Genomic DNA, 14,171 nt, shown 5'->3' on the forward strand with positions numbered 1-14,171 from the left:
CGACGATGTCGAACCATCCTCGCTCCTGGCGCGCGCGCCCTACTGCGATGGTCATAGGACAATTTTCTCCAGAAAAAGACAACCAACCAAAAATGCAGTGCAGCACCGCCCCCAGCATTTCTGAGCGGCACCGCCCTTCTATCTTACGAAAAATTAATAAATTGCAACACTTCTCAGGATGAGGCTCTGCCCCAGCTTGGCCGGCACAGGGATCCCTTGTGTTTTAGGATGGGAAGGGTTTTGCCGGGATCCGCTTGCCTCAGCAGGACGAGGGTCATCGCAACACGGAGGGCATTGTGGTGCAAGCCAGGATTTTGTTTGCAGCGGCGGAGGCTGCCCCCATTGCCAAGGTGGGGGGTATGGCGGATGTGGTGGGATCCCTGCCCGTCGTTTTGCGCAAGCTGGGGCAGGATGTGCGCATCATCATGCCCCTGTACGGGTTTCTCTGGGACAAGTTCGGCCCGGAACCGGGGCAATACCCCCGCTCCAAGGATCCCATCTGGTCTAAACAGGTCATGGGGCAGGTGGCCGATATTTACGAAAGCGTTTTGCCCGGCACCGATGTGCCCCTCTACTTGGTCAGCCACTATTGTTTTGCTCCCCACCGCATCTACTACGGCGAGGACGAGTTCTGGCGCTTTACTTTTTTTGCCAACGCCGTGGCTGAATTTGCCTGGACCTACTACCCTTGGAAACCCAACATCATCCACTGCCACGACTGGCACACCGGCATGATCCCGGCCTGGATGCACCAGGCTCCCGATATCGGCACCGTCTTTACCATCCACAACCTGGCCTATCAGGGGCCTTGGCGTTGGCAACTGGAACGCATGACCTGGCTGCCCTGGTATTTTTCCGCCCACAACACCATGGCTGCCGGGATCCTCTACGCCGACCAAGTGAATACGGTTTCGCCCACCTACGCCATGGAGATCCGCACCAGCCTCCATGGAGAGGGCCTCCAGGATCTGCTGGCCTGGAAAGGGGAGCGCCTGCGGGGGATCCTGAACGGCATCGACACCGAGAAGTTCGATCCCCGCACCGATCCCGCTCTCGAGGCCAACTTCAGCATCGACGACCTCAGCGGCCGGGCGGTGAACAAGGCGGCGCTCCAGTCTCGCTTGGGTTTGACCGTTAACCCCGACGTGTTCTTGATGGGCATGGTAGCGCGTTTGGTGGAACAAAAGGGGATCGATCTGCTTATCCAAACCCTGGATCGCTTTTTGGCCTATAGCGATTCACAATTTGTCTTGCTGGGCAGCGGGGAAGCCTACTACGAGGGGCGGATCCGGGAGATGGCCGAGCGGCACCCGGGCAGAATGGCCTATCAACAGGGTTACCAGCCGCAACTGGCTCAGTTGATCTATGGAGGAGCAGACGTCTTTTTGATGCCCAGCCGCTTTGAGCCCTGTGGCATCAGCCAGATGATCGCCATGCGCTACGGCTGTGTGCCCATTGCCCGCCGCACGGGAGGGCTGGTGGATACGGTCAGCCATCACATTCCCAGCAAGGGGATCGGTACGGGCTACTGCTTTGATCGCTACGAAGCCCTGGACTTCTACACCTGCTTGGCGCGGGCTTGGGAGGCCTTTCAGCACAAAGACACTTGGCAGGCGCTGCAAAAGCGGGGCATGGCCACCGACTTCAGTTGGCAGCGCTCGGCGCTGGAATACCTGCGCCTGTACGAGCTGATTATGAACTTGCCGCTGAGGCCGGAAAAGACCTCCTCTGAGAATCAGCCCGCCCCCACTTAGCTCTACTCCGTCCAAACAGCCAGCCTCCCAGCAACTTCTGGCTGAGGGGATCCCTGAGCTGCGGCGGAGGCACCCAGAGTGAGATAAAGTAGAACGGGTTAACGAGGTTTTGAGGACTGCCTGCCAATGTTCGGACGACGTCCCGCTGTTATTGGCCAAGGTCGGCGCCAAGACGCCACTGTCCAAGGGCTCAACTTTCTGCGCCGTTCTTGGGCGCGGTTGGCTTTCGGCTTGTTGCTTGGCCTTGTCCTGGGCGTCGGCTCGACTCTCTGGGCCACGGCTCAAGAGCTGCCCCCTGGCCAGCAGCTCATTCCCAACCCGCAGCAGTTTCGGGCCCTAGAACAGCCCAACAATGCCCTCAGCGTGTTGCGGGCTGAACAACTGGCCGCCGAAGCCGATGCCGCCATCCAAGCGCAAAACTACGACCGGGCCATCGAGCTGCTGCAACAGGTGTTCAACGCCTACAACCAGCGCTCCAACTACCACCAAGATCTCTCCCGGGCTTTTGCCGGGATCCAAAACCGCATCTCCGAAGAGCAGCGGGAGCTGGCCCGCGTTGCCGCCCAGGCCCGAGATGAGGCTGCCTACGATCTGGCCGTGGTCTATCGGGCTGCCGGGCGCCCCGAGGAGGCCGTAGCCTGGCTGATTCAGGTCATCAAGAGCCAGACCCCAACCCGGGAGCTAGGCACCCAGGCCTACCAGCAGCTTCTGGAGATCGGCTTCGTCAGCACCCCCTTCCCCTAGCGCTCCTCTCCCAGATGCCGGTAGAAAGCCAGCGCTGTTTGCCCGTAGGCCCGCTGGTCAAAGCGCAGCAGGGATCCCACCTGGTCGGGCAGCTCGTGGCTGCTGCGGTGCTCGACGATCAAAGTTCCGCCTGGCTTGAGGAGGGGCGGGATCAGCGGCAGCAGGGGGGCATACAGACCCGCCTCGTAGGGGGGAGCAAAGTAGACGTAATCAAAGGGATCCAAACCCAAGCCTCGGCTGAGCAGCTTGCGGGCATCTCCCTGGATGACCTGGAAAGATTGCCCCGGCTGCGCCACCTTGGCCCAGTTGGCTCGGATGATGCGACAGGCAGGGGCGGCGATCTCGATCCCGGCCACAAAGGCCGCCCCATGGCACAGGGCCTCTGCCCCCACTGTGCCGGCTCCACAGCAGAGATCCAGCCAGCGACAGCCCTCCACCTGCCCCCGCAAGATGTTGAACAGGGCCTGCCTCACCCGCCCAGGGGTGGGTCGAGTGCCCAGGCCGGCAGGGGTCTGCAGCGCTCGTTTGCCGCTGATACGCAGGCCCATTAGTGTTAGGGGGAGGGAGTCGGTGTAGGCAACTGGCCGGTTAACCCGCTGCGCTGGGCGGCACGATCCCGTTCCATCTGGATCTGCTCCACCAAAGCTTCAGGCAACTGGGCAGCAGCCTGCAGGGCTTGGTCGAAAAGGGGAACTGCCTCCCGGTCTTGGCCCTTGGCAACCAAAATTTGCGCCTTGAGGTAGTAGAGCTCAGGGTTGTTGCAGGAAGCAGCAATGGCCCGCTCCACCGCCTCCAGCGCCTCGTCAAAGCGTTTCATATCCCGATAGGCCAGGGCTTGGCCGCGGTAGGACAAATAGTCAGGCGCTGCCAGGCGAAATTGATTCAACGCTTTCTCCCGATAGGTCAGCAGCAAATCCATATAGCCGTTGAGGAGATTCAGCTCTGGGTCGCTGCTGTCCACGGCCTGGGCGGCCCGGATGGACGCAAACAATTGATTGAGGGTGGGCAATGCCTTGGGCAGCCCGATCACCACCCCCTCCCGCACCACAGTGTTGGCCGCCTCCAGCCCATAGCCCACGCCCTCATACAGGTTGCCGCGCAAGGGATCCGTCTTTTTCAGCTCGGCAGCCACTTGTCGGGTTTGGGTGGCCAACTGGGCAAAAGCATCCAGATCCCCCTCCTGGTAGGCCAGCGCCGCCAACAGGGCATAGACCATTGGCTCGTCGGGGGAAGCTTTCTTGGCTATTTCCAGCTTCTCTCGGCTCTGGGTGTAGCGGCCTGCGCAGAAAAACTCCTCAAACGCCGCAGCCACCTCAGGGCTGATGGGGCGGGCATTGGCCCCGCTGCGAAAAGGATCCTGCGCCCAAACCGGCAAGGCGGATCCCCACACCCAACACAGGATCCCTGCGAGCTTGGCCCCTCTGCCGAACTTGTCGCTTCTCATCCCCTGGCCTCAGCACCCACTACGAACTTTTAGCGAATCGACGCGTCCTTGACCTGCTCTTCAGCGCAGCATTTGCGCAATCGCAGCAATGGCTGCGTCCTGAACCAACTCATTGGTCTCGTGGGCCAGGAGAGCGTGCAAGGGATCCAGGGCGCGCGGATCCCCGATTTGGCCGAGGGCGCGGGCTGCCGCCTCCCGCACCGCCGGTTCGCCGTCAGAAAGCTTGGTCAGCAAAGCCGGCACCGCCTCAACTGCACGCATTTGACCCAACTGATAGATGGTTTGCAGTTGGGCCTCAAGAGGGGTTGTCGCAGCTGTAGGAACAGAGCCGTACACAGAGATGCCAGGAGAGTAGCCGTAGGAGCCCCGGCCCGCCATGGCGATGGCCGAAAGGGCCTGCAACGCCTCTAGGGCATGATACCGCTCTGCCTCGTTCATATGCGGCAATTGGGCCACCAGGTTGTCAAAGGCTTGCTGTACAGGGTCAGCAGCCGCAGCCTGTTGGACAATGCGAGCAAGGTTTTGGTCGGCCCGCATCTGTTGCCAAGACTGGAGCATCGCCAAGCCGGCAACCACCAAAGCAGCATCGGCCAAAACAGCCAGCAGTGCCATCCCGCCCCAAATCTTGCTGCGACGGCTGAGCTTTCGCATCTGCTTATCCAGGTAGACGAAAGCCTGGTGCTGCCGCTCCCAAAAGTCAGGGGCCACCTGCAGAGTTTGGGCGCTCAGATCAGGAGACAGAAGGTTTTCCTCGCGGGCCACCTCCAAGCTTTGCAGCCTCTGGTTTAGGCGAGAAAAGTGTTTCGTCCAGAGCCAAGTAAACATCAGATCCCATCCTCTCTCCGAGCCTGCCAATGGAGCCAAATCTCCCTGACACAGCAATCTAGGGACTCGTGCTTGCATCCGTTAAGCGACAGGATAACAAAAGCCTCGGCCCCCCACCACCCGCTCTCGAGCGAAAAAGCGCAGCGCGGAAGCAAGCCATGGCTGCGGTGAAGCGCTCGGTGGTGACCCCCCCATAGACAGCCGCCCGCACCTTAGGCAGGCGGGAGCATAATCCGCTCCGAAAGACCTAGGAACACCGGGTACTGAGCACAGCCGAGCACCGTTCAGCGCTGCATCGAGATCGTCATCCTTCTCTAAGCGATCTTTCTGGCAACGAAGCAATTTTCGGCCCGGCGGCATTTCCCGCCGGAGCAGCATCGCGTTTGCGCCAGCAGACTGTGGGCCCTACGCAGTTGGCTGGACGGACAAAACAACCTGTCTTGTCCACTTCCAGTTCCCCAAACAGAGGATTCCCAGGGGCAACCGAATCCTGGCAGATTCCTTACAATCTACGCTCAGATCAGCTCGCTTACCGGGAAGCGATCCAGCAGTTTTTGGGCTTCGCGAGCGTTTTCCCGCAACTCGGCTGGCAGATGGGGTATGTAGGGAATCTGGGAGAGCAAATCCAGCGTGCGGCGAATCAGGCGCACAATATCCCCAGCATCCAGGTTGGTGCTGGCCTCTAGCTGTTCCCAAGGGATCCCTTGCGCCCAGTGTTCCACGATCCCGGCCAAGCCAGGCTCAAACCCAATCGGCACGTGAAACACCTGGTGTTGCCGCTGGCTGCGGAACAGTTGCCGCCGCAAGCCTCGTAAGCCATGCAGCACATCCTCGACTAGCCCGGAAGTACGCAGCCGGCTGTAGGTACCCGAACGGGGAGGCTCGGCCACCAGGGCAGCGATCACCCCAGCGAAGTGATGGGGAGCACAGCCTAGACATTCGCCAGATAGCAAAGCCAGCGCCAGCCAGAGCTCGTTATCTCCCCGCAGAGCGGCTACCACCTCTCCGCTGGCGGTAGGTTGATACTCCCGCAAACAGTCGAACTCCTGCAACACCCCCACCAAGGCCATAAATTGCTGCCAGCGCAACTCGTGTACCGAGTCGCTTTGCCGCTCCAGGTGCTGCAGACGCTTGCGCAGGCGCTGGCGCTTTTCCTGTAAACCCAGCAGCTTTTTCCCAACCCTGTGGGCAGGGTTTGCGCGGATGCGGGCTTCCAGGGCGCGGATCTTTTCCTCTTGGGCTTGGATGTGGGGAAAGGCCAATAGGCGCAGGGTGGGATCCGGCTCGGCTTCTCGCTGTTTGAGCAGGTAGCGCAAGATGCGCCGCTCTTCCCGCCGTTGCGCCTGCACTTTCTCGTAGCGGGCGATATCTTCGTCGGAAATCCCCTCCAGGAGGCGGTCAATTTCCTCCAGCTCGGCGCGAGTGCGCTGGAGCTCCTGTTGTTCGGGCAGCTTTTGCAGCGAGAGCAAATACTGGCCAAAGCTGCGGTTAATGAGATCCCGCGCCGCCTCCAGAGAATGCTTTTGCAGCAGGTTCAGCACCATGCCATAGGTGGGAGTAAACTGGCTCACCAGGGGATCCGCTCCTGCCGTGGCCAGCCGCGCTGCCTCCTGCGCCCCTTCAAAGGGAGATTGCAAGGTCACCACATGCCCGATCACATCTTTGCCCCGTCGTCCGGCCCGGCCCGACATTTGCATAAACTCAGAGGCAGTCAGGAGGCGATGGCCGTTGTCGGTGCGCTTGGAGAGGGAGGAAATCACGGTCGTGCGGGCGGGCATGTTGATCCCGGCGGCCAAGGTCTCGGTGGCGAAGACCAGCTTCACCAACCCCTGCTGAAAGAGGTGCTCCACCAGGCCCTTCCAGGCGGGCAACATGCCGGCATGGTGGGCGGCAATCCCCCGGTAGAGGGCATCCAGTTGATCCCGACGCACGGCTTCCGGCGTTTCCCGGCAAAAGCGGTCGATCTGCTCGGCCAACTGCTGCCGTTCTGCCTCGCTGGCGATCAAGTCCAAGTTCCCCACGCTGGCCACCGCCAGGTCGCAGCCTTTGCGGCTGAAGATGAAATAGATGGCCGGCAACATGTCCCGCTGGCGCAGGTTTTCCACCACCTGCACCATATCCGGCACCCCCCCATAGGAGGACTGGCCGGACTTGGGGAGTTTGCTTTTTAGGCGGCGATTGCAAACCCACTGGCCCGACTCCGTTTGTTCCAGCAGGGGGAACAGCCCTTTGCGATTGGCAAAGTGAAATTGCAGCGGCACCGGGCGATGGCTGGAGTCGATCAGTCGCGTGGGGCCATGCACCTGGTTCATCCAGTCGGTGAGCTGGTCGCTGTTGGCCAGCGTGGCCGAGAGGGCAACAAGCTGGATGTGGGCAGGGCAGTAGATGATCGCCTCTTCCCAGACGGTGCCTCGCTGCTGGTCGTTCATGTAGTGGCATTCGTCCAGGATCACCGCCTGCACGTCTTGCAAGGGATCCCGGCTCAGGGCCTCCGCCTGCTCCCACGCATCCATCTCGCTGGCGTAAGCCCCCTGTTGGACAGCCAGAGAAAGCGGCGTGCCGTAGAGCATGTTGCGGAAGATCTCGGTGGTCATCACCAAGATGGGCGCCTCCCGGTTGATGGAGATGTCGCCGGTGAGCAGGCCAACCCGCTCTGGGCCAAATTGCTGGCCGAAATCGCGAAACTTCTGGTTGGAAAGAGCCTTCAGAGGAGTTGTATAAAAAACCCGCTTGCCTTGGGACAAGGCCCGATAAATAGCATATTCTCCGATCAGCGTCTTGCCGGATCCCGTAGGTGCACAGACTACCACCGATTCCCCAGCTGCTAGAGCTTGAATCGCTCGGATTTGAAACTCATCCAGCTCAAAAGGGAAAAGCCTGCGCAACTCGTCCAGCAAGTCGGTTGCCGGGGAGAGAAGCGGGTTCATGGGATCCGAAAAGTCATCAGAAAACAACCTAAAAGCTAGCCACCTCGCTGCCGCTTGTGTGCTATATCTCCCAGGATACAAGCTTGATCCGGGTGTTGGCTCGGGGCTGCGAGTCTTGCCGCTGGGGGAGACCCAAGCCTGGGCAATGCTAAAATGAGGTGCCGTCGCCGGGTGCCATCGTGCTGGTTGTAATCGACAACTACGACAGCTTTACCTATAACCTGGTGCAATACCTGGGGGAACTGGGGGCACCGATGCAGGTTTTTCGCAATGACGAGATCTCAGTGGCCGAGCTGCGCCAGATGCAGCCGGAGGCTGTAGTCATCTCGCCGGGGCCGGGACGACCAGAGGATGCAGGCATCTCGCTGGAGCTAATTCGGGAGCTGGGGCCAGAGTTGCCCATTTTGGGTGTCTGTCTGGGGCACCAGTGCATCGGCCAGGTCTACGGTGGCCAGATCGTGCGCGCCCCTGAGTTGATGCACGGCAAAACTTCGCTGATCTACCACCAAGGGGTGGGGGTATTTGAGGGGCTAAGCCGGCCTTTTGCGGCCACCCGCTACCACAGCTTGGCCATCGAGCCCTCCACCTGTCCTGAAGAGCTGGAGGTGACGGCTCAAACGGACAGTGGGATCATCATGGGGATCCGCCACCGCCGCTACCCTCACGTGCAGGGGGTGCAGTTCCACCCAGAAAGCATTTTGACCACAGAGGGCAAGCGCCTGCTAGGCAACTTTCTGCGCCTGGCTCGGCACCATGGTTCGGGATCGCCCCAGCCGGCGGCTGCCGTCGTCGCGTCAGGGATCCCGTGCCCATGAAGCGTCGCCAACTTTTGCAAGCCAGCGCCGGCCTGCTGGGATCCCTTGCCGTAGGGGGTCAGCGGGCGGGTGCTCAAACAGGGGGATCCCTGGAGTTCACCCCCCAGAGCCTGCAACTGACCTGGCTGCACCACAGTTGCGTTTTGTTCGAGGGGGAGGGCAAGCGCTTTCTGGTCAACCCCTTCCGCCCGGCGGGCTGTACAGCCGGCTACCCTGCTCCCAGCGTTGCTGCCGATCTGGTGCTGCTCAGCAGCCGTCTCCTGGACGAAGGGGCTTTGGACGTGGTGCCGGGCAACCCCAGGGTGCTGTTTCAGCCGGGGGACTACTTCATCGACGGGATCCGCGTGCAGGGGGTGCGCATGCCGCGGGGCCCCCGCTTTGGCCTCAACGTGGGCTGGCGCTGGCGCATGGCCGGGATCGACATTGTCCATTTGGGAGGGGCACTGCAGCCCATTGGCCGGGAACAGTCCATCCTGCTGGCTCGCCCTGACCTGTTGCTGGTGCCGGTGGGGGGTGGGCCGAAAAACTACGATCCCGCCGCGGCCAAGGCGGCCATCGAAGCGCTGCAGCCCAAGTTGGTCATCCCGACTATGTACCGCACCGCCGCCGCCGAGGAGTCCCAGTGCGAGCTGCAGCCTCTAGAAGCGTTTTTGCGCCTCTTTCCCGCCGCTGCCGCGCAACCTGCCCTCAGCAACCCCTTGCTGCTCTCGGCCCAGGCCCTGCCCAGCCAAGGGATCGCCATCCTGTTCTTTGAGGAGTAGGGCCATGAGGCGCAGGCGGTGGGCTGTAGGTGTCGGGTTGGGATCCCTGCTGCTAGGCGGTCTGGGGCTCTATGGGTACAGCTTGCCGGCAGATCCCCAGGCTCTGGCCACTGCCAACCCGCTGCGGCTGCAGTTGGCCCTCTGGCTGGGGAAAGACGCCAACGCCGTTGAGGAGCGGGGCAAGACGGCTCTGTTCTTCGTAGAAAGCGGCCTCAACACCCGCCTTTTGCTGGCTGCCGGGGCGGATCCCAACCGGTTGGATCGCGGCGGGGCCAGCCCCCTGCACCAGGCTGCCCGCCTGGGCAACGCTGAGGTCACCCAAGCCTTGCTGGAGGGAGGGGCTGACGTCAACGCCTGCTTCGGGGCCGGCGGCTTGGCCCTGCATTTTGCCGCTTGGTCGGGCAACCCTGAAGTGGTGCGGCTGCTGCTGGAACATGGCTCTGAGATCGACGAGCCGGACGGCTACGGCCTCACCCCTTTGCAAATTGCCCAGGACATGCGCCGCTGGGAAGCGGCGATTCTGCTTTCCCAATGGCCCCGCCCCAACCATAAGGACAATCCCTGAGCCAGCCCTACCACCCCAGCACCCAGGCGAAGATCAAAGGCGCCACGATGGTGGCATCCGACTCGATGACGAACTTGGGCGTGTCGACCCCTAACTTGCCCCAGGTGATCTTCTCGTTGGGCACCGCCCCCGAGTAGGAGCCGTAGCTGGTGGTGGAGTCGCTGATCTGGCAGAAATAGCCCCACAGAGGGATCCCCTTGCGGCCCAGGTCTTGGTGCAGCATGGGCACTACGCAGATGGGAAAATCCCCGGCAATGCCGCCGCCAATTTGGAAGAAGCCGATGGAGCACTCTGCCGAGGTGCGCGTGTACCAGTCCGCCAGGTGGATCATGTACTCGATGCCCGTGCGGACGGTATGGACATGGCGGATCTCGCCGCTGATGCAGTGGGCAGCGTACATGTTGCCGGTGGTGGAGTCCTCCCAGCCCGGTACGTAGATGGGCAAGTCGGCCTCCATGGCCGCATAGACCCAAGAATCCCGCGGATTGATCTGGTAGTAGGGCTCCAGCCGGCCGCTGCGCAGGATGCGGTAGATGAACTCGTGCGGGAAGTAGCGCTCCCCCGCCTGATCGGCAGCCGTCCACTCTTCCAGCAGAGCTTTTTCCAGGCGCCGCATCGCCTCTTCTTCGGGAATGCAGGTATCGGTTACCCGGTTCAGGTGCCGCTCCAGCAGCTCCTGCTCCTGCTGCGGGCTGAGATCGCGGTAGTGGGGCACCCGCTCGTAGAAGTCGTGGGCGATGAGGTTAAAGATGTCTTCCTCCAGGTTGGCGCCGGTGCAGGAGATGGCGTGCACCTTGTTCTGCCGAATCATCTCGGCCAGAGAAAGGCCCAGCTCTGCCGTGCTCATGGCGCCGGCCAGGGTCACCATCATCTTGCCGCCTTTCTCCAGGTGAGCAGCGTAGCCCTTGGCGGCATCCACCAGGGCGGCGGCGTTGAAGTGGCGAAAGTGATGCTTAAGAAATTGGCTGATAGGACCTTTGGCCACTGCTTCTGCGGTTATCATGGTTGGGTTTCTAAGCAAGGCGGGTTCGCCTTCCCAAGGCACAGACTTCGTATCATAGCCAAACCTAAGAGCGCTGGCAAGCTTTTAGGGATCCCTTCAACCTTTTGTTTTGGACATTGCCGGCATGGCCATTGCTCTAGAGTACGTTCGCGAGATCTACTATCGGCCGCTGCTGCAGTTGGTGTACGAGGCGCAAACGGTGCATCGGCAGCACCATCCGCCTGGCCGGGTTCAACTCTGCGCCCTGGTCAACATCAAGTCGGGCCGCTGCCCGGAAGACTGCGCCTATTGCCCCCAAAGCGCCCGCTACTCGACAGGGATCGAGACCTACCCCTTGATCTCGCTGGAGTCGCTGCGTCAGCAGGCCATGGCCGCCCAAAGGGCCGGCGCCACCCGGCTGTGTATGGGCGCTGCCTGGCGGTCGGCCCCGGCAGGGGAGGCGTTTGAGCGGGTGTTGGAGATGGTGCGCCTGGTGCGCAAGCTGGGGATGGAAGCCTATGTCACCCTGGGGATGGTGTCGGCTGCCCAGGCGCAGCAATTGGCGGCGGCGGGTCTGACGGCCTACAACCACAATCTGGACACCTCGCCGGCGTTCTACCCCCGCATCATCACGACGCGCACCTATCGGGATCGCCTGGAGACACTGGCCCATGTGGCGGCAGCCGGCCTGCAGATCTGCTGTGGCGGCATTGTCGGCCTTGGGGAAAGCGACGAAGACCGCATCGGCCTGCTGCACGTTCTGGCCAACCTGACGCCGCCCCCCACTTCAGTGCCCATCAACGCTTTGGTTCCCGTGGCCGGCACGCCCCTAGGCCAGCTTCCCCCGCCCGATCCGCTGCTGCTGGTGCGCACCATCGCCACGGCCCGCCTGCTGCTGCCCACCGCCCAGATCCGGCTCTCGGCAGGGCGAAAAAACCTGTCCGAGAGCGAGCAGGCGTTGTGCTTCTTGGCGGGGGCCAACTCCATCTTCACCGGGGAAAGGTTGCTGACCACGCCCAATCCGGGCCAGGCTGCCGATGCGGCTTTGCTCGAGAAGCTGGGCCTGCAACCTCTGTAGAGGCATCTCCCCTTGCCCTTTCGGGATCCCTGCTTGTAACAATCTTTGCAGAAAATCGAACCCTCTTAACCCTGTCGGCAGCCATGCCAGAATGGTGGCGACAGTGTTCTTCAGGGTTGTCACGTCGGGTTCATGTCTCCTGTCAGCACTGCCGAGCCCCTTGCCGAAGTCCAATCCCCTGAGGCGGCTGCTGCTTCTCCTCCCCAGCCCTTGCCGGGGGAGACTGGGGAGCCGTCAAGGGGGGGGTTCTTTTGGGGATCCCTGCGGCGCTGGTGGTCTCGCTGGAAACAAAAGCTGCGCCTGGAGACCCAGTTGCTCTTTGTGGCCACGCTGGTGGTCTCGCTGGTGGTGAGCAGCTTCACCTTCTGGGCCGTCAGCACCGTGCAGCAGGATGCGCGCTTTAACGAAGCCCGCTTTGGCCGGGATCTGGGGCTGCTGTTGGCGGCCAATGTCGCCCCCCTGATCGCAGAAGATCGCATTGGCGAAGTGGCCCAGCTGTCGCGGCAATATTTTGAGAGCACCAGCAGCATTCGCTATTTGCTCTATGCCGACCCGGAGGGGAACATCTACTACGGGATCCCGTTTTCCAACCAGGAGGTGAAAACCTCCCTCAGCCTTACCCGTCGCATCCAACTGCCGGACAACCGCCCGCCTGCCGAGGGTCAGCCGCTGGTGCGCACCCACCTCACCCCTGCCGGGCGGGTGACGGACATTTTTGTCGGCATCTATCATCAGGGCCGCTTTTTGGGCACCCTCGGCCTTGGCATCAACCCCAACCCCGCCCTCGTGCGCTCGACGCAACTGGCGCGGGAGGTCGCGATTGGAGTGTTCTTGGCGGTGTGGGTTCTGGCCATCCTGGGAGCCGTGGTCAACGCCCTCACCATTACTTACCCCATCAAAGCACTGGTCAAGGGCGTCCAGGAGATCACCAAGGGCAACTTCAAGCAGCGCATCGACCTGCCCTTTGGGGGAGAGCTGGCCCAGCTCATCGACAGCTTTAACGAGATGGCGGAGCGGCTGCAGAGCTACGAGGAGCAGAACATCGAAGAACTGGCCGCCGCCAAGGCCAAGCTGGAGACTTTGGTTTTCTCCATCGTCGATGCCGCCATTTTGCTGGACGCTGAGTTTCGCGTACTCTTGCTCAACCCGGCGGCTTCCCGCATGTTCGGCTGGGAGGGCGAGCCTGTTTTGGGCAAGCCCTTGCCGGAGCTGTTGCCCGAGGATCTGCGGCAGCAGTTGGCCCGCCCCCTGATGCAAATTGCCCGCGGGGATCAAGAGGCAGAGGAAATTCGCGTCAACCTCAGCGGCCCCACCAAGCGCGTCATCCGCATCCTGCTGTCGCCGGTGTCGGATCCGCGGCGGCAAAACCTCAAGGGGATCGTGATGACGGTGCAGGACATCACCCGCGAGGTGGAGCTCAACGAGGCCAAGGCCCAGTTCATCAGCAACATCAGCCACGAGCTGCGCACCCCACTCTTTAGCATCAAGTCCTTCATCGAGACCCTCTACGAGTACGGCGAGCAGATGTCGCCAGAGGAGCGGCTGGACTATCTGGAAATTGCCAACCGCGAAACCGATCGCCTCACCCGCCTGGTCAACGATGTGTTGGATTTGTCCCGTCTGGAGTCGGGGAAACAGTACCACTTCGAGGCTGTCGATATTGCAGCGGTGATCGAGCAAACCCTGCGCACCCACCACCTGCAAGCCCGCGACAAAGGGATCCAGTTGCGCAAGTTCGTCGATCCGGATCTGCCCCTGGTGTGGGGCAACTACGATCTGCTGCTGCAAGTGATGACCAATCTCTTGGGCAATGCCCTCAAGTTCACGCCCTCGGGAGGGCTGGTGACGGTGCATGCCCACCCGGTCGTGCAGGCGGATGGATCCCCGCAGGCGGTGCGGGTGGCGGTGGCCGATACGGGCATCGGCATTGCCCCGGAGGATCAGGAGCGGATCTTCGACCGCTTTTTCCGGGTGGAGAACCGCGTCCACACCCTGGAGGGCACCGGCCTGGGCCTGGCCATCGTGCGCAACATCCTGGAGAAACACCACACCCGCATCTGCCTGGAAAGCAAGCTGGAACAGGGATCCACCTTCTGGTTCGACCTGCACCTCTACACCGAAAACGGGCCGCTGGAGTTTGCCGCCCAGCCAGGCGAAACGGATCCCCCCAGTTGCCGCTGGCGGGAGGACTCCCGTCACACCCATCAATCTTGAGGAGCAGAAGTGACATCCTCTCCCGCTAAGCCCTGACGGGCTGTAGACGGGAGCTTCCGAGA

12 protein-coding genes are annotated in these 14,171 nt (G+C 61.9%); 7 read left to right on the top strand and 5 right to left on the bottom strand.

Annotated elements, in window-relative coordinates:
• The first annotated feature begins 359 nt into the window (after positions 1-359).
• Both glgA and GG26_RS12665 read left to right on the top strand, forming a co-directional pair.
• A complete protein-coding gene (gene glgA / locus GG26_RS12660; RefSeq protein WP_049749844.1) occupies positions 360-1,754 on the top strand; it encodes a glycogen synthase GlgA in 1,395 nt (464 codons plus the stop codon).
• A 126-nt stretch (positions 1,755-1,880) separates the two neighbouring features.
• Positions 1,881-2,498, top strand: a complete 618-nt coding sequence (locus GG26_RS12665; RefSeq protein WP_011431432.1) for a hypothetical protein — start codon at positions 1,881-1,883, stop codon at positions 2,496-2,498.
• On the opposite strand, the gene rsmD is transcribed toward GG26_RS12665, so the two are convergent.
• The 4 genes from rsmD to GG26_RS12685 all read right to left on the bottom strand — a co-directional run bounded on the left by rsmD (position 2,495) and on the right by GG26_RS12685 (position 7,694).
• On the bottom strand, positions 2,495-3,046 hold the full coding sequence (gene rsmD, locus GG26_RS12670) for a 16S rRNA (guanine(966)-N(2))-methyltransferase RsmD (RefSeq protein ID WP_011431433.1): 552 nt from the start codon (positions 3,044-3,046) through the stop codon (positions 2,495-2,497). The genes GG26_RS12665 and rsmD overlap by 4 nt on opposite strands.
• Before the next feature lie 5 nt (positions 3,047-3,051).
• Positions 3,052-3,942, bottom strand: coding sequence for a Sll0314/Alr1548 family TPR repeat-containing protein (locus GG26_RS12675; protein WP_011431434.1), 891 nt, complete (start codon positions 3,940-3,942; stop codon positions 3,052-3,054).
• Positions 3,943-4,002: 60 nt separating this feature from the next.
• Positions 4,003-4,767 (bottom strand): HEAT repeat domain-containing protein, encoded by a 765-nt coding sequence (locus GG26_RS12680; protein WP_228375357.1) that lies wholly within the window; start codon positions 4,765-4,767, stop codon positions 4,003-4,005.
• Between the two features lie 515 nt (positions 4,768-5,282).
• Complete coding sequence (locus GG26_RS12685) at positions 5,283-7,694, bottom strand: DEAD/DEAH box helicase (RefSeq protein WP_414390977.1); 2,412 nt, start codon at positions 7,692-7,694, stop codon at positions 5,283-5,285.
• A 179-nt stretch (positions 7,695-7,873) separates the two neighbouring features.
• Here GG26_RS12685 and GG26_RS12690 point away from each other — a divergent pair, with 179 nt between their 5' ends.
• Genes GG26_RS12690 through GG26_RS12700 form a run of 3 tightly spaced genes read left to right on the top strand, consistent with a single transcriptional unit; the run spans position 7,874 to position 9,835 of the window.
• Complete coding sequence (locus GG26_RS12690) at positions 7,874-8,509, top strand: anthranilate synthase component II (protein ID WP_011431437.1); 636 nt, start codon at positions 7,874-7,876, stop codon at positions 8,507-8,509.
• Positions 8,506-9,270 (top strand): MBL fold metallo-hydrolase, encoded by a 765-nt coding sequence (locus GG26_RS12695; protein WP_041438624.1) that lies wholly within the window; start codon positions 8,506-8,508, stop codon positions 9,268-9,270. Before GG26_RS12690 ends, GG26_RS12695 begins: the two co-directional genes overlap by 4 nt.
• A 4-nt stretch (positions 9,271-9,274) precedes the next feature.
• Complete coding sequence (locus GG26_RS12700; RefSeq protein ID WP_011431439.1) at positions 9,275-9,835, top strand: ankyrin repeat domain-containing protein; 561 nt, start codon at positions 9,275-9,277, stop codon at positions 9,833-9,835.
• Positions 9,836-9,842: 7 nt separating this feature from the next.
• Here GG26_RS12700 and GG26_RS12705 read toward each other — a convergent pair whose 3' ends face one another.
• On the bottom strand, positions 9,843-10,820 hold the full coding sequence (locus GG26_RS12705; protein ID WP_099834974.1) for a deoxyhypusine synthase family protein: 978 nt from the start codon (positions 10,818-10,820) through the stop codon (positions 9,843-9,845).
• 142 nt (positions 10,821-10,962) lie between these two features.
• Here GG26_RS12705 and bioB point away from each other — a divergent pair, with 142 nt between their 5' ends.
• Together bioB and GG26_RS12715 are read left to right on the top strand one after the other, a co-directional pair.
• A complete protein-coding gene (bioB, locus tag GG26_RS12710) occupies positions 10,963-11,895 on the top strand; it encodes a biotin synthase BioB (RefSeq protein ID WP_414390981.1) in 933 nt (310 codons plus the stop codon).
• Between the two features lie 132 nt (positions 11,896-12,027).
• Positions 12,028-14,109: an ATP-binding protein gene (locus GG26_RS12715; RefSeq protein ID WP_071813535.1), complete on the top strand. Its 2,082-nt coding sequence runs from the start codon at positions 12,028-12,030 to the stop codon at positions 14,107-14,109.
• Positions 14,110-14,171: the final 62 nt, after the last annotated feature.

Source organism: Synechococcus sp. 'PEA 65AY6A-5F PE A', from assembly GCF_047462575.1.
In the GTDB taxonomy this organism is placed as follows: Bacteria; Cyanobacteriota; Cyanobacteriia; order Thermostichales; family Thermostichaceae; genus Thermostichus.